A 23,836-nucleotide genomic window follows, 5' to 3' on the forward strand; every position below is an offset into this window, starting at 1 on the left:
CCCCCTTTATGTTATTAGAAACCGATTCTTTTCTTTTTATTATAAGCAGTGAGATTCATAGAAAGCAAGAAAGCTTGACCTATTGGCCAAGCTTTCTTATACAAAGTATAATTGTTCAATTCGGAATGTTTCTGTATCATCTTCGAAATATTCGATGATTAGCGTGCCAACTTTGCGATTTTTATCCTCTGTAGTGAAAATAGAATAAGAAGTAAAGCGTACTGTTGATAAGCCGCTAATATGTGTAGGAAGGGCGATATATTCGTTGTTTTGAAAGAAAGTCATAAGTTCAATGTCTTCAAACTGCTTGCGATTTTCAACCGCTGCTCCAGTATAACGCTTTTGTAATTGTTTCAATGTTTCGTTCCATGATCGTACCTTTGTGTCGTATACCATTGTTCAAGCTCCTTACTGTATGTAGTAAAAAGAACATATGTTCCTATATAGTATACTCCTTTTAAAAGAAAAGGAAAAGCAAAAAATAATGTAAGCTTGGTTTTTCAAGCTTACATAACGGAAAAATACGTTCAATTTAATCTCTGTTTTTTATTATAAGACAGATAGAAAAAGGAAACAAGGAGAGAAGTATCTTGCTTATAATTTTGAAAATTCCATATAATTAATGGAGAAGATTTTTTGTAGGGAGGGAAATTATGAAAACGATTGGGCTTATTGGTGGAATGAGCTGGGAATCAACTGTAGAGTATTATCGAGTTATTAACGAAGAAGTAAAAAACAAATTAGGAGGGTTACATTCAGCAAAGTGCCTTTTATATAGTGTTGACTTTGAAGAAATTGAACGTTATCAATCAGAGGGTGATTGGAAACAAGCTGGTGAAGTGTTGGGGGAAGCTGCATTTTCATTAGAAAAAGGTGGAGCTGATTTCATTGTTATATGCACAAATACGATGCACAAGGTTGTAGATGACGTAAAAGAAAAAATCAATATTCCTATTTTACATATTGCCGATGCTACAGCTAATCAAGTAAAAAAGAAAGGAATTAGCACGGTAGGTTTACTTGGGACAAAATATACAATGGAGCAAGATTTTTACAAATCACGATTAGAATCCAATGGTATAAAGGTTTTAGTACCAAATGAAAATGATAGAAAAATTGTAAATAAAGTGATTTATGAAGAATTGTGTTTAGGAAAAGTGTGTCAAAAATCAAGGGATTACTACAAAAAAGTAATTGAATGCTTAGTTTGTAACGGAGCTGAAGGAATTATATTGGGGTGTACAGAAATTGGATTATTAGTAAAACCAGAGGATTCTAGAGTTCCATTATTTGATACGGCTTTCATACATGCCATTGAAGCTGTTAATAAATCTTTAGAAGATTGAGTGAATCTAACTTTAATAAAAGAAGGCATTGGATTAATGATTGAACAAAAAGAGCATTGGAATAAAAAGGATGAAGGAAATGAGGAACATTATATCGTTACAAGGGCCTATGGCAAGCGGAAAAACAACATTAGCAAAAAGGTTAGAACAAAGAGGGATACGGATTGTATACGAAAATCCGTATCCAATTGTCGCGAAGAGAAAAGAAATGCGATTAGATATCGGCACAAAAGAAGGATTTATCGCAAATCAGAAGCTTTTTATTGAGGCGAAAATAGAAGAATTTCAGCAGCTACCTAATGGTATTACCATTTTTGATCGTGGACCAGAAGATATTGAGTTCTATACCTTATACTATCCAAAATTAATAGGAAAATATTGGGATATGGAAAAGGAAATGATAAATGAATTAAGGGAGTTACGGAAATGTCGTTCACAAGCCATTTTTTATTTAAGCGCTTCAAAGGAAGTATTGCAAAAAAGAAAAGAATCTGATGATATAAGACAACGAAGTACATTTGAAGAACAAATGAAATTAATAGAAATAGAGAAAAGTTGGTATGAACAATTTCCAGTCACGTATTTGAATGTGGATGCAAAGTTAGTAGAGGAAGTGGAGCACTATTTTATAAAATGGTTAGGAGAGCGTGGAGGGGTATAAAAGAAAGCTGTCTTTTTCTAGAAGAAACAGCTTTGCTAGTATAGTACTATTTTAATTATTTTCTACAGCGATAAACCGCTACAGCCTTCGGATCGCGCCATATGCCGTTATGATGTGATAAATCCTGTTCTATTTCAACTTGTAACCACTTTTTCATCTCTGTATGTAAGCTAAAATCATCTGGAATATTTAGTGATGGAAACATACTTGCTATATAATTTATAATTGGTGCAGATTCATGGAAAAGAAGAGAGTTGTGAATAACAGTTTCCTCAACAATAGGAAAAACTGCGCTCAATAGTTCTTTACCGTTTTCTAAACAAAATGGACTAGCCGTAGGTGACTTTTCAGGTAACTCAAATGCGAGTAACATTCGATTACACATGTCTTCTATGCGTGGTAATGATGCATAGGAATTTGTTGTAGCTAGAAAACCACCATCTGGACGGATAATATTTTTAAACCCTCGAATAGTCTTTTCGACATCGGGTACATGATACAACATGTGACGTGCAATAACCCAATCGTAAAAATTATAGGGAAAAGGGAGTTTCGTCGCGTCTCCAATTACCCATTCAATAGTTTTTTTACTGTTACTATTATTTTTTGCTTCTTGAATCATAGTGGGGGATTGATCTAACCCTGTAAGCTGACCTTGGTGACCAAGTTTTTGTAATGTTATAAGAAATTTTCCAGTTGCACAGCCAATATCTAATATTTTTTCTTGTCCTGTTAATTGCAATTGAGATATTACTATTTTATCTAAATCTACTTGTTTTTCTTCATATTTTAGATGTGTATCGATTCGTACTTGCAGATGGTCATTCACTGTATATTGACGTTTTACATCATTTAACTTTTGTGATTCCACTTGTATGCAAAAATTTCGAATGGCATGAGTTAATACTTCTGTTTTGTTAAGACCTTCATATGTCAAAGCTGCATCAAATCTTTCTAACAATTCTTCACAGATTCTAAAGTGAATATCTTTTCTTTTTACCATAGGAACCCTCCTGTAATCAGCTAAGGAGAATATAACATGCGTCAAATTTTGCTGTAAATAAATTGTGTACACAATTGTAGAATGCTTTTGTAAAAATTTGTGTGATGAATAATTTTTACTAAAATTCTCACAGTAACCCATTGACGATTTAAACGTTTTCATATATTCTTAAATTAAGAAATATTTAAACAATTCAAAAGAAAAGAGAGAGTCACATGCTTCTTCATGGAACACAACGAATTGGTCGCATGGCGATGCTACTTGCACTTGCGGAGGAACACGAGAGTCCGATTTTATCTCTTCCGAAAGGTTGGAAATATTGTACGGGCAAAGTCGGTTCAATGAATTCGCAAAAAGTTGTTGCAGCAATGGAAACAGCTGCACGTAGTAACCATGTTATTGAAACAGACGTTTACAGAGAAACACATGCGCTTTATCATGCAATTATGGAAGCGTTGTACGGAGTAACGAGAGGACAGATTCAGTTAGCAGACGTTCTTCGTACAGTAGGGCTTCGATTTGCGATTGTGCGCGGCACACCATACGACGGTGAAAAAGAAGGCGAATGGGTTGCTGTTGCACTATATGGTACGATAGGTGCGCCTGTGAAAGGATCAGAGCATGAGGCGATTGGATTAGGTATTAATCACATATAAAAAAACTGCCCATAGTTAATTAGTTAAGAGGGGGCCTTACTTTTTAGGACATTAGTCTGTCTTAAAAAGCTAAGGTCCCCTTTTGCTTTTTTTAAAAGGAGGAAAATCATGATTACATTAACTGGACATTCATTAACATTGCAGGAAATGAAACGAATATTGTTTGAAGGAGAGCAGGTAACTGCTTGTCCAAATAGTATGCAAAAAGTTACAGAGTGCCGACAAGCTGTAGAGCAAATTGTTGAAGAGGGTAAAGTCGTTTACGGCATTACAACAGGCTTTGGAAAATTTAGTGATGTACTGATTCAAAAAGAAGATGTGAAAGCACTTCAACATAATTTAATTCAATCTCATGCATGTGGTGTTGGGGAACCTTTCTCTGAAGAAGTGTCACGCGCTATGCTTGTGTTACGCGCAAATACAATGTTGAAGGGGATTTCTGGTGTTAGACCACTTGTTGTAAATATGCTTCTTGAACTTGTGAATCGTCAAATTCATCCCGTTGTTCCGCAGCAAGGTTCACTTGGAGCGAGCGGAGATTTAGCACCGCTTTCTCATCTTGCTCTTGCTTTATTAGGAGAAGGGGAAGTGTTTTATAAAGGTGAGCGTGTTCATACGATGATCGCTTTAACAAAAGAAGGATTAGAACCAATCACATTAGAAGCAAAAGAAGGTTTAGCGCTTATTAACGGAACACAAGCAATGACTGCACAAGGAATTGTAGCGTATTTAGAAGCAGAAGCAATCGCTTATCAAGCAGAATTAATTGCTTCGATGACAATTGAAGGATTACAAGGCATTATTGATGCCTTTGATGAAGATGTTCATCTTGCACGTGGATATAAAGAGCAAGTAGAAGTTGCAAGTCGTATTCGTAATGTGCTTCATGATAGCAAACTTGTTACGAAGCAAGGGGAACTTCGTGTACAAGATGCATACTCACTTCGTTGTATTCCACAAGTGCACGGAGCATCTTGGCAAGTGTTGAATTATGTGAAAGAAAAGTTAGAAATTGAAATGAATGCTGCAACAGACAATCCGCTTATTTTTGACGGTGGTCAAAAAGTAATTTCTGGTGGTAACTTCCACGGACAGCCAATTGCGTTTGCAATGGACTTCTTAAAGGTAGGAATGGCAGAGCTTGCAAATATTTCTGAACGTCGTATTGAGAGACTTGTTAATCCGCAGTTAAACGATTTACCACCGTTTTTAAGTCCAGAACCAGGTCTTCAATCCGGTGCGATGATTATGCAATATGCAGCAGCAGCACTTGTTTCAGAAAATAAAACATTAGCTCATCCAGCGAGTGTAGATTCTATTCCATCATCAGCAAATCAAGAAGATCACGTAAGTATGGGAACAATTGCGTCGCGTCATGCACATCAAATTATTCAAAATGTACGCCGCGTACTAGCAATTGAAACGATTTGTGCGATGCAAGCAGCTGAATACCGCGGTATTGAACAAATGAGCACGCAAACGAAAGCGTTTTATCACCAAGTTCGCCTAATTGTACCATCTATTAAAAACGATCGTATTTTTTCAACAGATATTGAAAACACGGCTCATTGGTTAAGAACAACAAATTGGACAATGGACCGCATTAATGTAGATACAGCACTATAATAAGGGAGAGATTATAATGGAAAATGTAAAACAAACAATTCGCGCGCCAAGAGGTACTGAATTAAATGCAAAAGGTTGGGTACAAGAAGCAGCACTTCGTATGCTTATGAATAACCTTGATCCAGAAGTAGCAGAAAAGCCAGAAGAACTTGTTGTATACGGTGGTATCGGCCGTGCTGCTCGTAACTGGGATAGCTATCATGCAATTGTAGAGTCTCTTAAAAATTTAGAGAGTGATGAAACGTTATTAGTTCAATCTGGGAAGCCAGTGGCAATTTTTAAATCTCATGAAGATGCACCGCGTGTTCTTCTAGCAAACTCAAACTTAGTCCCAAAATGGGCAACTTGGGAGCATTTCCGTGAACTTGATCAAAAAGGCTTAATGATGTATGGCCAAATGACAGCAGGTAGCTGGATTTATATTGGTACACAAGGAATTTTACAAGGGACTTACGAAACATTTGGTGAAGCTGCACGTCAACATTTTGGCGGTTCATTAAAGGGAACATTAACAATTACTGCTGGTCTTGGCGGTATGGGCGGAGCGCAGCCGCTTGCTGTTACGATGAACGACGGTGTTGTGATTGCAATTGATGTTGATAAACGCAGCATCGATCGCCGCATTGAAAAGAGATATTGTGATATGTATACAGAATCTCTTGAAGAAGCATTAGCTGTTGCGAAGGAATATAAAGAAAAGAAAGAGCCTATTTCCATTGGATTATTAGGTAATGCAGCTGAAATTTTACCAGAGCTTGTAAAACGCGGCATTACACCAGACTTAGTAACAGACCAAACATCTGCACATGATCCGTTAAATGGTTATGTTCCAGTTGGTTATTCATTAGAAGAAGCGGCAGTGCTTCGTCAAGAAGATCCAGAGCGCTACGTACAATTATCAAAGGAAAGTATGACAAAACATGTGGAAGCAATTCTTGATATGCAAAAGAACGGTGCAATTGCGTTTGATTATGGTAATAATATTCGTCAGGTTGCATATGATGAAGGCTTAAAAAATGCATTCGATTTCCCAGGATTCGTTCCAGCATTTATTCGTCCGTTATTCTGTGAAGGAAAAGGACCATTCCGCTGGGTAGCACTTTCTGGTGATCCAGAAGATATTTATAAAACAGATGAAGTTATTTTACGTGAATTTGCTGATAATGAGCATTTATGTAATTGGATTCGTATGGCACGTGATCAAGTGGAATTCCAAGGACTTCCATCCCGTATTTGTTGGTTAGGATATGGAGAGCGTGCGAAATTTGGCCGTATTATTAACGAAATGGTAGCAAACGGTGAATTATCTGCACCAATCGTTATCGGTCGTGATCATTTAGACTGCGGATCTGTTGCTTCGCCAAACCGTGAAACAGAAGCAATGAAAGATGGCAGTGATGCTGTAGCTGACTGGCCAATTTTAAATGCGTTAATTAACAGTGTAAACGGCGCAAGCTGGGTATCTGTTCACCATGGCGGCGGTGTTGGTATGGGATATTCTCTTCATGCGGGAATGGTTATTGTTGCGGATGGAACGGAAGCAGCAGCAAAACGAATTGAGCGCGTCTTAACTTCTGACCCTGGAATGGGTGTTGTTCGTCACGTTGATGCTGGATATGACCTTGCAGTGCAAACAGCAAAAGAAAAAGGCGTCAATATTCCGATGATGAAGTAAGGGGGAGAAACCATGCTAGACATTTTATTAACGAATATCGGTCAATTATTAACAATGGATCAAGAAGATGGATTACTACGGCGGGAAGCGATGAATACGCTTCCTGTCATTGAAAACGGTGCGGTAGGTATTGAAAATGGTATTATCACATTCGTAGGCACAATGGAAGAGGCGAAGGAATTACATGCAAAAGAAGTTGTGGATTGCGAAGGAAAAATGGTTTCACCCGGTCTTGTCGATCCGCATACACATCTTGTATTTGGCGGCTCTCGTGAAAATGAAATTGCTCTCAAACTACAAGGTGTACCATATTTAGAGATTTTAGAAAAAGGCGGCGGAATTCTTTCCACTGTAAATGCTACAAAACAAGCAACAAAAGAAGATCTTGTTGAAAAGGCAAAATTCCACTTAGATCGCATGTTATCTTTTGGTGTAACAACAATGGAAGCGAAGAGTGGTTATGGATTAGATGATGTAACAGAGTGGAAACAATTAGAGGCGGCAGCACAAGTGCAGAAGGAGCATCCAATTGATGTTGTGTCAACGTTCTTAGGGGCTCATGCAGTGCCGAAAGAATATAAGGGAAAATCGAAAGAATTTTTACAGTGGATGCTTGACTTGCTACCAGAAATTAAGGAAAAGCAATTAGCAGAGTTTGTTGATATTTTCTGTGAAACAGGAGTATTCTCTGTTGAAGAATCAAAAGAGTTTTTACGTAAGGCGAAAGAACTCGGTTTTGATGTGAAAATGCATGCGGACGAAATCGATCCGCTTGGCGGTGCGGAAGCGGCTGCTGAGATTGGTGCTGCATCAGCTGACCATTTAGTCGGAGCATCTGATAAAGGGATTGAGATGCTAGCAAATTCCAATACAGTTGCTGTACTGCTGCCAGGTACAACATTTTACTTGAATAAAGAAAGTTTTGCTAGAGGCCGTAAAATGATTGATGATGGTGTAGCAGTAGCTTTAGCGACTGATTTCAATCCTGGCAGCTGTCCGACAGAAAACATTCAACTCATCATGAGTATTGCGATGTTAAAGTTAAAATTGACACCAGAAGAAGTATGGAATGCTGTAACAGTAAACTCAGCGTATGCAATTAATCGCGGTGATGTAGCTGGAAAAATCCGTGTTGGACGTAAGGCGGACATCGTATTATGGGATGCATACAATTATGCGTACGTACCATACCATTACGGCGTTAGTCATGTAAATACAGTATGGAAGCAAGGAAATATTGCGTATACAAGAGGTGACAAGGTGTGGAGCAAGGCCACTATTTAAAGAAAAATGCAAAGTTTATTGACCGTGAAGTAACGAAATGGAGCGATATGATTAAGAGATGGGATGAAAGCGAAGAAATCTTCGGAGCAGCATTAATTGGTGCTCCGCTGTCAAAACCATCCATTAGTCATTCGGGCGCATGCTTTGCACCGAACACAATTCGAGCGATGTTAGATGCTTATAGTACGTATGCAATTACAGAAGAGCATGATATGAAAGATAGCGTTCTGTATGATTGCGGTGATATTACGATGCATGTCACGGATATAAAAGAAAGCCATGCTCGCATTACAAAAACGTTAGAAAGTCTTACAAAGTCGAATCCACAGATGGTACCGATTGTTCTTGGTGGAGATCATTCCATTAGCTTTCCAAGTATAAGTGGTTTTGCAAGTAGTAAAGGGAAAGTTGGGATTATTCAATTTGATGCTCATCATGATTTACGTAACTTAGAAGATGGCGGACCTTCAAATGGGACACCGTTTCGTAGTTTATTAGAGAATGATGTTATTACAGGGAAGCAACTCGTGCAAATAGGGATTCGAAACTTTTCTAATGCCCGTACGTACCATGAATATGCAAAAGAACATGGAGTAACAGTATATACAATGCAACATGTTAGAGAGCGTCATATAAAAGATATTATTACAGAAAGTATTGAATTACTACGCTATCAAGGTGTTACATCTATTTATATTTCTGTTGATATGGACGTATTAGATCAAGCATTTGCACCAGGGTGTCCAGCAATTGGGCCGGGTGGTATGGATAGTACCACGTTACTTGATGCAATGACAGTACTTGGGCAAGAACCTCTTGTGGCAGGTATGGATATTGTGGAAATCGATCCAACACTTGATTTTCGCGATATGACAAGCCGCGTGGCAGCACAGGTGATTATGAGCTTTTTATTGGCTCGCGAAACGGTGCGTAAACAAATAAATATATGAGAAAAGAGAGCTAACTCAAAGTTTCGTTTTAACGGAATTTTGACCGTTAGCTCTTTTTTCTTTTGGATTACATTTTAATCGTATTGGGACATAGTACATAGTTCTTTGTTATCTAGAAATACTAAGAATAATATTTAAAGTGAAATGGAAGGAGATGCTCTTATGGACTACAAAATATTTAGAGCTATTAACCAGTTAGTTGGGCGTTATCCATCTGTAGATACCATTATGATAATGATTTCTCAAAAAGCGCGCTATATGTATGCTCTTTTATTAATCCTAATGTGGTTTCGTAACAGGTTTTATAAAAAAATTACGATACAGGCATCAATCTCTGCATGTATAACGTTACTTATTAATTTTTTTATAAAACGATCCTATTTTAGAGCTCGTCCTTTTTTGAATCATAATGCGCATCTATTACCTCCAGTTCCACCAAGAATGAATTCTTCATTTCCGAGCAAACATACGATGCTCTCATTTGCCGTTGCAACGTCTATCCTCTTTTATAAACGTATGCTTGGATGCTTTATGTGGTTGTTAGCATTTTTAACAGGATTCTCACGTATTTGGAGTGGGCAGCATTATCCATCTGATATTATAGGAAGCGCCTTAATAGGGAGTCTAACTAGTATTGTTGTTAACGTTATTTTATGGTTATGGAATTCTTTTGTTTTATGTATTATGCATAGCTACAATCGTCTTTGTACGTTCGTAAGATTGCGTTAATCATGAATGGAATATGAAATGCGTATTATCTTGTTAGAGTAGATTCTAATTATTAGGAAGTTAGTGGAGTATGAATAATTGAAATATAAAAAAATGATAAAGCATTGCTTACTAAAAGAAGAGCAAATAGGAAAGTAACTTTTCTGTTTGCTCTCCTTATTTATCTCCCTATTCGTGGGCAGTAAGATCCCCCACCTCAAGATGTAGAGAAAAGTGAAGAAGATAGGGGGGATGAAGAAAACCTCCACTGATGGAAGTTTCACTTTATTTGGCTTTTATTTTGGACATAATAGGTAACCGAATATATACAGTTGTCCCCTTATTTAATTCACTTGTAATGTGTAATTTTCCATTATGTTCTTCAATTATTTTATAACACATCATTAACCCTAATCCAGTTCCTTTTTCTTTCAAACTATAGAAGGGTTCCCCTAAACGTGAAATGCGATCTTGTGGAATTCCGCAGCCTTCATCTGTGATGCTGATTAATATAGAATGATTTTCTGCCTGCATAGTTTCAATGAAAATATTACCTCCGTGAGGCATTGCTTCTATGGCGTTTTTCAAGATATTGATAAATACTTGTTTGAGTTGATTTCCATCACATTGAATTGTTGGCAAAATGGATGCGTGATTCATGATAATATGTACATTTTGCATCATTGCAGTTGGTAAAATGAACGTTACCACTTCTTCAATTAATTTTTGAATTTGGCAAGATTGTATAGATACAGTTTGTGGTTTAGACATTGCCATAAATTGATTCGTAATCGATTCCATTTGAGCAATCTCACTTAACATGACATCAACATACCATTTGCTGTTTTCACTAATATCAGGTTCTAGCAATTTTAAAAAACCTTTTAAAGAGGTTAATGGGTTTCGGATTTCATGAGCAATTCCAGCAGTTAGCTGTCCAACAACTGCTAGTTTCTCAGATTTTCTCAATAATTGTTCTGTTCTCTTTAAATCTGTAACATCTTGTCCCATAATGACGATTCCTTTTCGGGACCCATCAGGATGAAAAAGAGGTACTTTTATAATATCGAGAATAAGAGGAGTGGAACTAGAGTGCATAATAATTTCTTCACCACGTATGCTCTCTTTTTTCTCCCATGCAAATTCATCAGATTTTTCACAGTATAAGAAGGAGTTACGATATAGTTTATTATATTGGATTAACTCACTATCTTTTTTGCCGCGATATGGCACATTTTCAAAATTTAAACTAGAAATGGCATAATCATTTGCTTCAAGCCATCTTCCTTCTTCATCTTTCAAAAGGATAAACGCTGGCATCGCATTTATAAGAGTCCGTAAACGTTTTTCATTCTCTTTTAATGCGTGTTCCATTTTTTTACGCTCTGTAATATCCCTTAAACTACTTACAAACGCTACTACTTCTCCGTATGTATTTACAATAGGAGAGATAAAATTACTTACATTAATTAAATTCCCGTTTTTGTGCTTTCTAAGTGTTTCTTGTGATGTGAAAAGTTTGTTATTAGCAAGTTCTTGATAGATTTTGTTGTATTTCTCTTTTGAAAAGTCTGGGATAGTGGGTATTGTTTCTCCGAGCATTTCTTGTTCAGTCCAGCCAAATAGAGTTTCAAAAGCTTTATTGGCTTTAATTACCCGAAGTTTTAAATCAAGAACAACAATGGCATCTACTGTATTTTTTAGAAGCGAGTCTAGTTGTTGTTTTGTTAATGTAGCATCTTCTTTTATTGGTTTTATTTTCATGATATCTTTCATTATTACATATGTGCCGACTATCTTATGATCTGCAAAAATTGGTGAGCTTTTCAAAATTATTTCTACGGGGTGACCGTTTTTATGTATCATAGATAATTTATATTCTTGCTGTTTTTTATTCATTATATTTTTTAAGGATTGTAAATTTTGTTCTGTATGTTGCGAAGTAATGAAAGAGTAGAGTGTCATCTTTTCAAATTCTTTAGCTGTATATCCGAGCATTCTTTCTGCTGCAGGATTGGCACATAATATATTACCTTGTAAATCGACAGATAAGATACCATCGGGATTATGTTTGAAAAGAGATGTGCAATGCTCTGTTGCAATTATACATTCTGTCATTTTATTTTTTGTAATAATAGAGCGTCTTTTTGGATGTATACTTTTTTTAAAAGACGTAAACCGTTTCCATCGCATTCATTATTCCCCCGGATAAATATTCTGTATATGTGATGATTTTAGATAGCTGATTTACTGTTTTATATGTTTTATTTTAAATATTTAATATTTCTAATGTTATATCCTTTAAGAGTATAGACATGCTAAGTATGAATAGTCAATTTCAATTGTATATTTCTAAATTATAAGTTTTATTTTCTGAAAACGGTTAGTAAGTCTTTCTCTTTAAGATTCTGAGAAAACAAAGAAGATAGGTAAGGAATAATTACCTGTAATCGTTCTATTGATAGGAATTTTTCATTAATTTGGATGAAAAAACAATCTGATAAAAGGTTCACTTTATAACTGAAAATATTAGATGTTCTTTCGTTTTTCTTATACATCTTCATAATAAGTATGTAAGTTATTTATAAAACCCCTTTGGTATAATAAGGATAGGAAAGGGGAGGGAATATTATGACGTTTAAGATTCAAGGGATTGATCATGTACAATTAGCGGCACCAACAGGATGCGAAGAAAAAGCAAGAGCATTTTATGGAGAAATACTCGGATTAGAAGAGCTTCCAAAACCAGAAGAACTAAAAAAGCGAGGAGGCTGTTGGTTTCTTTGTGGAAATCAAGAGATTCACATAGGTGTAGAACAAAATTTTTCTCCTGCAAAAAAAGCCCATCCTGCTTTTTATGTTCAGCATATTGAACATTTTCAAGATGATTTAACGCAAAAAGGGGTTTCTGTTATAGTCGATACAGCACGTCCTGATGTTACAAGATTTTATGTATCAGATCCATTTGGAAACCGCATTGAATTTATGGAGCGGAAAGAAGCATAAATAAAGTGAAACTTCCATCAGTGGGGTTCTTACTGTCCGTTAATACGAGGTAAATTTATTGTGAAAAAGCGAGATGGATAATATTCCATCTCGCTTTTAACCTCTTCTAAATAACCCTAATACTTCCACTGTTTCTGTAATGTTTACAAACGCTTGCGGATCAACTTCAGAAATTATAGATTTCATTCCAGCTAGTTCTTCTCGAGAAATTACAGTCATTAATACATGTTTTTTCTCATTTGAGTACGCACCTTCTCCGTCGAGTAAGGTAATCCCGCGCACAAGACTGGAAAGAAGCTTTTCTTTCATCTTTTCTGCGTGACTTGTTACAATCATTAGAGTAATTTTTCGATGTTTTGTGTGAACCGCATCAAGTACTTTTCCTGTAACAAAAATAGATAATAAGCTGTTTAAGGCAGTATCCCAATCGAAGAAAAATCCAGAAATAATGATTACAATAGTATTAAGTACGATTAAGATTCCGCCAAGCTGAATATCTTTTTTACGTGAAAGTAACATACCGATAATATCAAATCCACCTGTTGAACCAGCGCAGTTGAAAACAAGTCCAATACCTGCACCGGCAATTACACCACCAAATAACGAAGAAAGTAGCGCATCGGTTGCCACTGCATGCACAGGAATAACGTATAATGCTGCCGAAAGTGTGATAACTGATACGATTGTGTAACCGATAAATCGTTTGCCAAGTCCAATATACCCTAAAATAAGAATAGGTAAGTTTAATAAAAAGTTTACTATTCCAGTATTAAATGGGGTTAAGATTCCAATGATAATTGCAATTCCACTAATCCCACTGCTTAAAATCTTGTGGGGGATAAGGAAAAGATTAAAAGAAAGTGCTACAACTAAAGACCCTAAAATCACTCCAAGTAATCGATACATATCTTTCCCGTCCTTCACTAAAAATGCTCTATATACAAACTCACATTAATTCAAAATTATATATGAGTTTGTAATATTTGAGGGAAAACAGTTTATTTAGGGAAATTAGATTAGTTTGAAAAATGGAAGCGATTTCTGTTCTTGGAAAGGGGAGAGGGTAAATATGAAAATTCAAGTGTTTCAGCAAAAGAGTCCGTTGAAAAGAGAATGTGAAGATGCACTGATTTGTAATGAAGGTTTAAAGCTATATGGTGTGTGTGATGGGGCAACGCCGCTTATTGAGTTTCAAGATGAGAATGGGCATAACGGAGCATATTTAGCTTCGCATTTGTTTCAGCAACACTTTGAATCTATTTCAGATGTGGATTTCTTGCAAAATGAAGTTGCTAAAGCAAATCAGTTGTTGCAAGAAAAAATGCAATCCTATCATATTGATACAACAAAAAAAGATCAACTTTGGTGTACGTGTATTGCCGCTATTTATATAACAGATAAAACGATAGAATATGCGCAGCTTGGAGATTGTATGATTGTTGCTAAGTTTTTTGATGGAACAGTTCAAGTACTTACGGAAGACACTGTGAAAGGGATTAGTAAACGGGCAAAGCAAAAGCGTGAAGAAGATCGTCAAAAAGGACTTTCTGTTCCGAGTGAAGCAATATTTGATGATAGAAAGGAGCAATTAAGCTACAATCGTTATATGGCAAATATTCCAAACGGATATTCTGTTGCAAATGGGATGAGTGAAGTAGTCTTGTTTATTCAGCAAGGGAAACTATTACGACAAGAAATTACAGATTTATTTATTTGTTCAGATGGCTTGTTTCACCCAGAGTGGCAGCTAGAAAAAAGTGCACAATTTGTGTGGGAACATGGTATTACACAATACGTACAAATAATAGAGGAATTAGAAGCGAAACAGTTTGTTCGTCCAGATGATAAAACAGCAATTATCATTCGTCTGTAAAGGGTGAGACTATGCATATTCAAAAAGCAAATCTATCTTTTCGTGATCCGCTGCAACCATTGCAAGCTGTTAAACAAATTATTATTCATCATACAGCGGAAAATGGATGGGATATATATAAAACGCATGATTTTCATCAAAATAATCAAGGTTGGAGCGGAATTGGCTACAATTATTTTCTTGAAGAAGATGGTACTATTTATGAAGGTCGAGGACTGTATATAGGAGCTCATGCGAAAGGATATAATACTGAGAGTATAGGGATTTGCATGTCTGGCAATTTTGACGACTATGATCCAACACCAGTACAAATGCTTTCTTTGCATTGGCTATGTAAACAGTTAATGCGTGAGTTTTCTTTGTATAGTGACCAGGTTCTTGGTCATTGCGAGTTAGATGGGGTAACAAAGACGTGTCCTGGAACACGTTTTTCAATGACAGAATTGCGCAGCATTCTATCCCGCATTAACGGGCAGTAAGTCAGAGAGATGCGAGGAAGATAGATAGGGGATAACTGCCTATAAAAGCCTGATTGGTTCAACTAACCATCAGTGGGGGATGAAAAACCCCGCTGATGGAAGTTTCACTTTATCTAATAATGAAAAAGGAGATTTATAGCATGATATTTATGAAATTACCAAATGAGAAAAAGAAGCACTTGTAGAACATATTCAACAGTTTTTTGAAGAGGAAGGGCTAGAAGAGATTGGTCGTTTTCAAGCGGAACGTTTAATTGAAGAAATGATAAAAGAACTAGGGCCGCATATATATAATCAGGCGATAGGAGACGCTAGAAAGCTTGTCGCAGATAAACTTACAAATTTAGAAGAAGATTTATATGTATTAGAAAAGCCAGTTAAGTAGCCAGCTGAATATATTTAATTTCGCGATTCACTCGGTCAAGCATCCGGGTTTCAATTTTATCAATATCGAATAATTGAATTCGCGCTTGATTATAAAACACCACATGTAAGTTTACACAAAGGAAAGAGGCTAACTCACATTTTAGTGAGTTAGCCTCTTTTTGTCCAAATTGCCTTTGTATAAGCAATTTTCATTCCAGTTCGTTCCATATTATTTTGGCTAATGCTTCCGAAGCGTGCTTGCCCAACGACTAATTCGCAACCTAATTGTTTGGCTGCATTCATTCGATGTTTAAGTAAAGTGGTTTGACAGCCGTTTCCTTGTAAATGAGGTAAAGTAGCTGAAGCTGCTAGGGAAGCAATGCCTTTATTAGTATATAAAACACCAATTGCAGCTGGGGTGTTTTCAATAAGAGCTAAATAAAAATGCCAGCCCTCTTGCCCAAATAACACTTTGTTATTTTGACTAACACCGTCTATGGTGAAAGTAGGCATGCCAAAGCTTTTTACATAAATATCTCCGAAGATGTGAAACTCATATCCTTCTAAATCTCGAACGATGAGTTTATTTGAAATAGTATTTTCCGTTACGTCTCCATAAAGAGTGGTATGAAAGTCTGTTTGATAAAACCCTTTTTTAGACAAATACTCAAATAGTTCAGGAGTTGAATGAGCAGGAGTTATTTCAAAGCGACAAGGAACGTCTTGTTTTTTGTAATAATCGATTATCTCATCTATTTCCTTTTTATCAGTAAATGTTACACCTTTTACAGTATTGAAAGAAGGGCCTGGGATTCCTTTTGCTGAAAAGGCCATTGCACTTCCAAAAGTTTGGATATCGATGCCCATTGGGTTATTTTCTTGTTCTTGAATGGTTTTCAATCTCGAATACATCATGTCTATTTCAGATTGTTCTAATCGTTTTGCTAACTCTACATTCATAACATGTTTCATATTTTTATTTATTCACCTTTCCTGATTATTAGAGATTTTGTTCACTATGTACCTAATACGCCATATTTTTTTTGCTTCCTTTTTAATTGTGTGGATTGTGAATAAAGTTTGATTAAAATCCTATAATTTAAACAGGATTTCTCTTTTTATGTTCTTGTCGATGATGTAAAACTCCAGTTTGTTACTCTACTATAGGCCCTTTGTTGAATAAGAGTTGTTCTAGTAGGGGTAAATGTAGCATCTGCAAATTGTGCCACCATATGTCCAATAATGAATATAGCCCACAGGTAAACTGGTCCGTATATTCGGCTAAAAAAAGGTTTTCATAAATTAAGTTTTTTTGTCACAATTGAAACCCTCTATCCGTCTTGATTAATGAAAAGAATAGGAGGGATTTAAATGAATAAATTTGATGTCGCCATTATTGGTGGTGGGTTTGCTGGATTAACAGCTGCTCTTTTTCTAGCAAAGGAAGGTAAGAAGGTAGTGGTGCTTGAGAAATCAGACCGATACGGAGGACGGTCGATGACCATTAATAAAAATGGCGTTCTCATGAACCTAGGTGCACATGCCCTTTATAAAGGCGGTGAAGCAATGAAGATATTTGATGAACTCGGGATTACAATCAAGGGAAATGAACCGTCTACGGGTGCACATGTTATTTGGAAAAATGAGGTTTATCAAGTACCGATGGGTTTACGTTCCTTATTTTCGAAGCAATTTCTTAATGGTTTAGGGAAGGTCCGTCTTGCAAAGCTTATGTTTCATCTCAGTAAAATGGATGTGAATTCGGTTTCAAATGAAAGCGTGCAAGCTTGGGCAGAAAGGGAAATCATTGATCCAATGGTACGCCACTTCTTTTATGCATTATGTAGATTAACCACTCTAACATATGCTCCAAGTATACAGCTAGCTCGTCCAGTTTTGAGACAGATCCAGAAGGGTATGAAAGAAGGGGTTCTCTATGTCGACCATGGTTGGGAATCTATTGTAACCGAATTAAGGTCTAAAGCTGTTAGTTTCGGTGTTAAACTTCTTGAATCTATGAATGTGAATAGTATTGACCACAATGGCCAAGTTGAACGAGTGAGTTGTACGAATGGAGAATCGTTTGATGTAGAAAGTGTGATTATTGCAACACCTCCTAACGAAGCATGTCGCCTTGTACCCCATGTTGAAAAAACCTCCCTGTATCGTTGGAAGGAGGAAGCAATTCCTGTAACCGCATCCTGCTACGATTTAGGATTAAAAACGTTGCCTAATATAAATCATCAATTTGTGCTGGGGCTTGACCAACCAGTCGCCTTTACAAATCAATCTAGGGCCGCGAAGCTGAGTAATGACGGAACATCCGTAGTTTCCTTGGTTAAATATCATGATTTGAATAGAAGTTCAATAGATTCTCGAACAGATAAACAGCAATTGGAACATACAATGGATTTGCTTCATCCAGGCTGGCAAAAAGAAGTGGTCGAACAGCAATATTTACCTAAAATAACCGTTGTGCATAATTTTCCTCATACCGGTAGAACGGAAAAACCAGGTCCAGCTGTTCCGGAAATAAAGGGCCTTTATATAGTAGGAGATTGGGCAGGAGACGAGGAATTATTGGTCGATGCAGCTGTTGCAAGTGCGAAACGTGCAGCATTACACATATTGAAAAAAGATTGGGTGTTAGTATGAGTCAAGAGAAAAAGAAGATGGAATTAGAACAAATTTATCAAGATTACAAGCCACTGCTTTTTCTCTAGCATATCGAATGCTAGGAAGTGTGATGGATGCAGAAGATATTGTTCATGAATCATTCGTTACTTTTGCAAAACTTAAAGATTCCAAGTCCATTACAAGCGTAAAAGCCTATTTGTGTAAAATTACGACCAATTGTTGTATTGATCACTTAAGGTCTGCTGCCCACAAGAGAGAAACTTATGTGGGCACATGGCTTCCTGAACCGATTGTGGAAGATTACTTTGATGATCCGGCTAATTCATATTTTATGAAGGAATCTTTATCCACCGCCTATATAATGTTGTTGCAACAGTTATCTGAAGTTGAAAGAGCAGTGTTTCTTTTACGAGAAGTCTTTCAATACGAATATGATGAGATCGCCTCTATGGTGGATAAAAGCAGCACAAACTGTCGGCAAATATTTCATAGAGCAAAGAAAGGCCTTGTATATGAACCGAATGTTTACCAACAAGATTATCAGCATTTTAGTAACTATGTAGAAAGGTTCACTGCGGCATTGCAAAACGGTGAAATTTCAGAAATGATTCAAATGCTGCAGAAAGACGCAATCTTTTATGCAGATGGTGGCGGGAAAGTTACAACTACACTTAAACCTATTTATACTGCGGATCGAATTACACGCCTATTCTTGAGTATAATTAAAAAGTTACCAGAAGGTGCAGTGTTCAAATTTAAAAAGGTTAATGGTGGTCCAGGAATTGTTGTTATGATTAACGGTTACCTGGCCTACGTATTTTCATTTGAGTTTAAAGAAGGGAAAATCAATTCCATTTACATGGTGGCGAATCCTGATAAGCTTAGCCGTTTAAACAAAAATATCTAAGGAGTTATCCAAAACATCAATAAAAAATGATGTTGGGTCAACCTTGTAGTCTACTTATTTCATGATTTCGGGAGACCTAATAGCTACTATCAGATGCAACACATGTTCAAAACATTATAGTGTACCAAATCCAGCGATATTGGCATTAACAGTAAGATCCTTATTCAAAAAGGGCACTTTAATGGAATAAGGATTACAGAAATGATCAAACTTTTTTATAAAAGAATGATTCAATTGAAGATAGAAAAAGCGTGTTTTGATCAATCTTTTTTCAAAATATGCTTTTTCTATCTGCTCTTTTATCAAGGTTTATATGGCTAATTTAATCAAACTTTATTTCAAGGCCACAAATTGTTAGACCTTTTTAGTTGTGTTTGAATATATAAATGTTATGTTGTTCTCGATTAAGCTATATGAGTATGGTGTTTTAAGAGTAAGCAGTAATGATTTAACACGGCCTTGATTACTTATAATGAAGGGGTTTCATTGTACTTTAACGAATGTAAATCTAGATGCATAGAAAAGAATGGGAGAGTACATATGATAAAATATCCGTTTTTACAAAAAGGGACAACGATTGGTGTAACAGCACCTTCGTCTGGCGTAGATGAAGCGTTACATAATATGTTTAAACAATCTTGTGAAAGTATGGAAAGAAAAGGTTATACAGTCGTTTGCGGAGAAACGGTTTGGACAGAAGAGAAAGCTAAATCCTCTAGTGCGAAAAAAGAGAGCGAATGAATTTATTGAAATGATGCAAGATGAAAACATTGATATGATCATTCCTCCTTGGGGCGGTGAACTATTAATTGAAATACTAGAAGAAATTGATTTTGAAAAGATAAACAAGAAATGGGTACTAGGGTACTCGGATACAAGTACCTTATTATTAGCAATAACTTTAAACACAGGAATAGCGACTGCTCACGGAACAAATTTAGTAGATTTAAGAGGTGAATACTCCGATGATACAACAGCGATGTGGCAAACTGTTTTATCAACGGAAACAGGTTCTTCAATTATCCAATACTCCTCAGAGAAATATCAAAAGAAATGGGAGCATAATAATCCATCTCCGTGTGTTTTTCATTTAACGGAAGATACAAATTGGAAAACAATTTCAAATAAAAATGTGAAAATTGCAGGTCGATTGTTAGGTGGGTGTATCGATGTTATTAGACATCTCATTGGCACTCAGTTTGGTAGAGTACAAGATTTTAGGCAGAAACACTTTAATGAAGATCCCTTCATTTGGTATTTTGAAAACTGCGAGTTAACTACTACTGATTTGCGACGTTCATTGGTTCAAATGAAATTAGCAGGTTGGTTTGATAATTGTTCAGGTATCTTATTTGGTCGGAGTGCTGCAAACCATCCAGTCAATGGTTATACTGCCAAAGATGTATATGAAGAACTTACTGATGAGCTTCAAATTCCAATTATTTATGATATAGACTGTGGTCATATGCCTCCGCAAATTACATTTATAAATGGAGCATTTGCAGAAATTGAAGTGGAAGCTGGTAAAGGAGTAATTATTCAGCACTTTAGGTAGCAATGTGGAAAGGAAATAATATGAATGGAATATAAAAATATTACGGAAAAATATCCAACACTCTCTACTGAGCGATTACGTTTAAGACCGTTAACAATACAAGATGCTCCAGATATATTTGAATATGCTTCAGATCCAGAAATTGCGACGTATACAGTTTGGTATCCGCATGAAATATTACAGGACTCACAAATATTCGTACAGTCAATCCTAGATCAATATGAAAAAGGAGAAATGGCGGCTTACGGAATAGAACTGAAAAACGAAAAAAAGATCATAGGGACGTGCGGTTTTATCGAATATGACGAGAATCACCATAAGGCCGAACTGGCGTATGCATTATCACCAAACTATTGGGGGCAAGGCATTGCGACGGAAGCAGCAAAAGCATGTATCCGTTATGGCTTTGAAACATTACAGTTAAACCGTATTGAAGCAAGGTGTCATGCTAGTAATGTACAATCAGAACGAGTGATGAAACGTTTAGGAATGCAATATGAGGGAACGTTGCGAAAAGATATGTTTGTGAAGGGAGCATATCGAGATACGAAAATATATGCGATTTCGCGAGAGGAATATGATATATAAAAGGGAGAGTAATAGAGTAATTTACTCTTCTTTTTGTTTTTCAAAAACAACTTATTATATATAAAATGTAAGTGAATAAGTTAGGGGGAGTGAAGAGGAATGATAAGAGGTATTACATTTCAGATTCCAAACGACTATGGACAGCATCTTGCAGATATATTAAAACCCGTTGAGATTACTACTTTAAAATGGCTTGTTGAATCTGAAGAATCATATTTAGTTTCTAAAAACCAACTAGATATTCCTTTTTTTCCTGATGAGCAAGAGGTTATTGATGGTTCAACAATGCATAATTTGATAAATAGTGAAAGTTATTACTTAATATTTGTAGACGTAAAGGGGTTTCCAAAAGAGAAAAATGTATCTGAAATAACGACGTATGAAGAATTTGTGAATAGTGATTGCGAACTAATTGTATTGATAGCTGATTGTTCTTATACAACGATATATTGTAAGGATAAAGAAGATACTAGAAAATTATATAAAAACGCACTAGAGATGGGATATGAGAACGTTGAATATATAACAGATGAAAATGATGGTAGAACACGAATGAGTGTATGGTAAGTGTAAAAAAATGGGGGGATAGATTTCTAAAGTAAATAGAAGAACCATGAATTGGTTCTTTTATTTTTGAGTCAATATCAACATTAACGTTTTATAGTGCCTAAAAGTGTATAAATATTTATCTAAATTTTCTAAAAATATTGACAAAAACACTTTCAATTTTTATACTTATGGCAGCTTGTATGAATGTATTGAACTGTCAATAAGTCTTTTTGTAATACTTAATAATGAAAGCGCTTTTATAAGGGGGAAAGAAACATGATGATGGATGTACCGTTAACAATTAGCTCGATGCTGGAAAGGGCAGAGAAGTTATTTGCAAAGAAAGAAATTATTTCTCGTACACATAGTACAATTACACGGTTAACGTATAAAGAGCTAGGTGAGCGAACGAGACGCTTGTCTAGTGCATTGCGAAAGCTAGGTGTGAAGCAAGGGGAACGAGTGGGCACACTCGCGTGGAATCATCATCGTCATGTAGAATCATATTTTGCGATTCCGGGTATTGGTGCTGTACTGCACACAATTAACATTCGCTTATCTTCTCAACATATTTCTTATATTATTCAACATGCAGAAGATCGTATTTTGCTTATTGATGAAGATATTGTACCGCTTGTTGAGAGTATTCAAGAGGAATTATCAACCGTACAAGCTTATATCATCATGACCGATAAAAAAGAGCTTCCAGAAACTTCACTTCAACCTGTATACCACTATGAACAACTTCTTGAAGAAGGAAATCCTAATTTTCCGTTTTTAAAAGATATCGATGAAAATATGCCAGCTGGTATGTGCTATACATCAGCTACAACAGGCAATCCGAAAGGCGTCGTTTATACACATCGCAGTACTGTTTTGCATAGTATGTCGCTTGGACTTGCAGATACAACGGCACTTTCTGAAAGTGATGCTGCTATGCCGGTTGTTCCTATGTTTCATGTAAACGCTTGGGGATTACCGTTTGCAGCAACATGGTTTGGATCAAAGCAAGTTCTTCCTGGACCGATGTTTACACCGAAGATTTTATTAGAAATGATGCAGGAAGAAAAAGTAACAATAGCAGCTGGTGTCCCAACAATTTGGCTTGGTGTTCTGCAAGAATTAGAAAAGAATCGTTATGATCTATCAAATATAAAACGAATTTTATGCGGCGGTGCAGCTGCACCGAAAAGTGTCATTGCTGCATTTGAACAAAAATATAATGTCCCATTTGTGCATGCGTATGGGATGACAGAAACAAGTCCACTAGTCACACTTGCGCGTTTGAAAAGTTATGAATGTGAATTGCCATATGAGGAACAACTTACGATTCGTGCTAAGCAAGGCTATTTAGTACCTGGTGTTGAAATGAAAGTTATTGGAGAAAACGGGGATGTAGCATGGGACGGACAAGAAATGGGTGAGCTATGCCTGCGTGCTCCGTGGATTGCGGCAAGTTATTATAAAGATGAACGAACAGTAGAGGGATTTCGAGATGGGTGGTTATATACAGGAGATGTCGTTACGGTTGATGAAGAAGGATGTATTAAAATTGTGGATCGAACGAAAGATGTGATTAAAAGCGGGGGAGAATGGATTTCATCTGTTGACTTAGAAAATGCTTTGATGGCGCATGAAGCAATATTTGAAGCAGCTGTTGTTGCAGTACCGCATAAACAGTGGCAAGAACGTCCTGTTGCATGCGTTGTTGTAAAACAAGATCAATCTGTTACAAAAGAAGAATTATATGACTTTTTAAAACCACAATTTGCAAAATGGTGGCTACCAGATGAGATTGTCTTTATGAAAGAAATTCCGAAAACTTCAGTCGGAAAGTTTTTAAAGCAAGCACTTCGAAAAGAATTGAAGCAATATTATATAGAAGATTGAAAGTGAATGTTAACTATAATTATATTTTAGTTGACAATATAAAAAGAGCGGGGTAACATATCACATATGATATGTTA

Annotated in this window: 21 protein-coding genes and 3 pseudogenes; 19 read left to right on the forward strand and 5 right to left on the reverse strand. The window is 36.3% G+C overall.

All coding sequences use genetic code 11. The features are described from left to right. Window positions 1–96: 96 nt before the first annotated feature. The gene (locus ACEWFJ_RS10505; RefSeq protein ID WP_473692025.1) at window positions 97–396 is read right to left on the reverse strand and encodes a hypothetical protein; all 300 of its coding nucleotides are present in this window, start codon (window positions 394–396) and stop codon (window positions 97–99) included. A 257-nt stretch (window positions 397–653) separates the two neighbouring features. Here ACEWFJ_RS10505 and ACEWFJ_RS10510 point away from each other — a divergent pair, with 257 nt between their 5' ends. Continuing rightward, entirely contained in the window at window positions 654–1,346 is a 693-nt protein-coding gene (locus ACEWFJ_RS10510; protein WP_473692027.1) for an aspartate/glutamate racemase family protein, read from the forward strand. Window positions 1,347–1,416: 70 nt separating this feature from the next. Next, window positions 1,417–2,007 carry an AAA family ATPase gene (locus ACEWFJ_RS10515; RefSeq protein WP_473692029.1) on the forward strand — a complete coding sequence of 197 codons (591 nt, stop codon included), beginning with the start codon at window positions 1,417–1,419 and terminating at the stop codon, window positions 2,005–2,007. A gap of 55 nt (window positions 2,008–2,062) precedes the next feature. Here ACEWFJ_RS10515 and ACEWFJ_RS10520 read toward each other — a convergent pair whose 3' ends face one another. Then, complete coding sequence (locus tag ACEWFJ_RS10520) at window positions 2,063–3,010, reverse strand: class I SAM-dependent methyltransferase (protein ID WP_473692031.1); 948 nt, start codon at window positions 3,008–3,010, stop codon at window positions 2,063–2,065. 215 nt (window positions 3,011–3,225) lie between these two features. Between ACEWFJ_RS10520 and hutP the strand changes: the two genes are divergently transcribed. The 6 genes from hutP (at window position 3,226) to ACEWFJ_RS10550 (ending at window position 9,930) form a co-directional block, all read left to right on the forward strand. Beyond that, window positions 3,226–3,666 carry a hut operon transcriptional regulator HutP gene (gene hutP, locus ACEWFJ_RS10525; protein WP_035437001.1) on the forward strand — a complete coding sequence of 147 codons (441 nt, stop codon included), beginning with the start codon at window positions 3,226–3,228 and terminating at the stop codon, window positions 3,664–3,666. Between the two features lie 108 nt (window positions 3,667–3,774). After that, the gene (gene hutH, locus ACEWFJ_RS10530) at window positions 3,775–5,292 is read left to right on the forward strand and encodes a histidine ammonia-lyase (protein ID WP_473692033.1); all 1,518 of its coding nucleotides are present in this window, start codon (window positions 3,775–3,777) and stop codon (window positions 5,290–5,292) included. Window positions 5,293–5,308: 16 nt separating this feature from the next. Further along, window positions 5,309–6,967: a urocanate hydratase gene (hutU, locus tag ACEWFJ_RS10535; RefSeq protein WP_429719605.1), complete on the forward strand. Its 1,659-nt coding sequence runs from the start codon at window positions 5,309–5,311 to the stop codon at window positions 6,965–6,967. Window positions 6,968–6,979: 12 nt separating this feature from the next. After that, window positions 6,980–8,251 (forward strand): imidazolonepropionase, encoded by a 1,272-nt coding sequence (gene hutI, locus ACEWFJ_RS10540; protein ID WP_473692035.1) that lies wholly within the window; start codon window positions 6,980–6,982, stop codon window positions 8,249–8,251. Further along, window positions 8,230–9,201: a formimidoylglutamase gene (gene hutG / locus ACEWFJ_RS10545; RefSeq protein WP_473692037.1), complete on the forward strand. Its 972-nt coding sequence runs from the start codon at window positions 8,230–8,232 to the stop codon at window positions 9,199–9,201. Before hutI ends, hutG begins: the two co-directional genes overlap by 22 nt. 162 nt (window positions 9,202–9,363) lie before the next feature. Continuing rightward, window positions 9,364–9,930 (forward strand): undecaprenyl-diphosphatase, encoded by a 567-nt coding sequence (locus ACEWFJ_RS10550; protein ID WP_473692039.1) that lies wholly within the window; start codon window positions 9,364–9,366, stop codon window positions 9,928–9,930. A 264-nt stretch (window positions 9,931–10,194) separates the two neighbouring features. On the opposite strand, the gene ACEWFJ_RS10555 is transcribed toward ACEWFJ_RS10550, so the two are convergent. Next, window positions 10,195–12,102 carry a PAS domain-containing sensor histidine kinase gene (locus ACEWFJ_RS10555; RefSeq protein ID WP_473692041.1) on the reverse strand — a complete coding sequence of 636 codons (1,908 nt, stop codon included), beginning with the start codon at window positions 12,100–12,102 and terminating at the stop codon, window positions 10,195–10,197. Between the two features lie 438 nt (window positions 12,103–12,540). Between ACEWFJ_RS10555 and ACEWFJ_RS10560 the strand changes: the two genes are divergently transcribed. After that, window positions 12,541–12,915 carry a VOC family protein gene (locus ACEWFJ_RS10560; protein ID WP_473692043.1) on the forward strand — a complete coding sequence of 125 codons (375 nt, stop codon included), beginning with the start codon at window positions 12,541–12,543 and terminating at the stop codon, window positions 12,913–12,915. Window positions 12,916–13,011: 96 nt separating this feature from the next. Here the strand turns inward: ACEWFJ_RS10560 and ACEWFJ_RS10565 are convergent, their stop codons facing one another. Next, the gene (locus ACEWFJ_RS10565) at window positions 13,012–13,821 is read right to left on the reverse strand and encodes a YitT family protein (protein ID WP_473692045.1); all 810 of its coding nucleotides are present in this window, start codon (window positions 13,819–13,821) and stop codon (window positions 13,012–13,014) included. 163 nt (window positions 13,822–13,984) lie between these two features. On the opposite strand from ACEWFJ_RS10565, the gene ACEWFJ_RS10570 reads away from it, so the two are divergent. The 4 genes and pseudogenes from ACEWFJ_RS10570 to ACEWFJ_RS10585 form a co-directional block, all read left to right on the forward strand. After that, window positions 13,985–14,788 (forward strand): protein phosphatase 2C domain-containing protein, encoded by an 804-nt coding sequence (locus ACEWFJ_RS10570; RefSeq protein ID WP_473692047.1) that lies wholly within the window; start codon window positions 13,985–13,987, stop codon window positions 14,786–14,788. An 11-nt stretch (window positions 14,789–14,799) separates the two neighbouring features. Beyond that, window positions 14,800–15,267: a peptidoglycan recognition protein family protein gene (locus tag ACEWFJ_RS10575; RefSeq protein ID WP_473692049.1), complete on the forward strand. Its 468-nt coding sequence runs from the start codon at window positions 14,800–14,802 to the stop codon at window positions 15,265–15,267. A gap of 190 nt (window positions 15,268–15,457) precedes the next feature. After that, complete coding sequence (locus tag ACEWFJ_RS10580; RefSeq protein WP_473692439.1) at window positions 15,458–15,652, forward strand: DUF2164 domain-containing protein; 195 nt, start codon at window positions 15,458–15,460, stop codon at window positions 15,650–15,652. Beyond that, window positions 15,653–15,757: pseudogene (locus ACEWFJ_RS10585) on the forward strand (tryptophan 2,3-dioxygenase); the annotation flags it as partial. It abuts the gene before it with no gap. 44 nt (window positions 15,758–15,801) lie between these two features. On the opposite strand, the gene ACEWFJ_RS10590 reads toward ACEWFJ_RS10585, so the two are convergent. Continuing rightward, window positions 15,802–16,605: a GNAT family N-acetyltransferase gene (locus tag ACEWFJ_RS10590; RefSeq protein WP_473692051.1), complete on the reverse strand. Its 804-nt coding sequence runs from the start codon at window positions 16,603–16,605 to the stop codon at window positions 15,802–15,804. Between the two features lie 399 nt (window positions 16,606–17,004). On the opposite strand from ACEWFJ_RS10590, the gene ACEWFJ_RS10595 reads away from it, so the two are divergent. The 6 genes and pseudogenes from ACEWFJ_RS10595 (at window position 17,005) to ACEWFJ_RS10620 (ending at window position 23,759) form a co-directional block, all read left to right on the forward strand. Further along, entirely contained in the window at window positions 17,005–18,288 is a 1,284-nt protein-coding gene (locus tag ACEWFJ_RS10595) for a phytoene desaturase family protein (protein ID WP_473692053.1), read from the forward strand. A 17-nt stretch (window positions 18,289–18,305) separates the two neighbouring features. Next, window positions 18,306–19,177, forward strand: a pseudogene (locus tag ACEWFJ_RS10600) (RNA polymerase sigma-70 factor). A 540-nt stretch (window positions 19,178–19,717) separates the two neighbouring features. Continuing rightward, a pseudogene (locus ACEWFJ_RS10605) lies at window positions 19,718–20,732 on the forward strand (S66 family peptidase). A gap of 24 nt (window positions 20,733–20,756) precedes the next feature. Then, window positions 20,757–21,320, forward strand: coding sequence for a GNAT family N-acetyltransferase (locus ACEWFJ_RS10610; protein WP_473692055.1), 564 nt, complete (start codon window positions 20,757–20,759; stop codon window positions 21,318–21,320). A gap of 99 nt (window positions 21,321–21,419) precedes the next feature. Beyond that, window positions 21,420–21,887 carry a DUF2691 family protein gene (locus ACEWFJ_RS10615; protein ID WP_473692057.1) on the forward strand — a complete coding sequence of 156 codons (468 nt, stop codon included), beginning with the start codon at window positions 21,420–21,422 and terminating at the stop codon, window positions 21,885–21,887. A gap of 258 nt (window positions 21,888–22,145) precedes the next feature. Next, a complete protein-coding gene (locus ACEWFJ_RS10620; protein WP_473692059.1) occupies window positions 22,146–23,759 on the forward strand; it encodes a long-chain fatty acid--CoA ligase in 1,614 nt (537 codons plus the stop codon). Window positions 23,760–23,836 lie beyond the last annotated feature (77 nt).

It is taken from the genome of Bacillus sp. EA-CB0995, assembly GCF_055814245.1.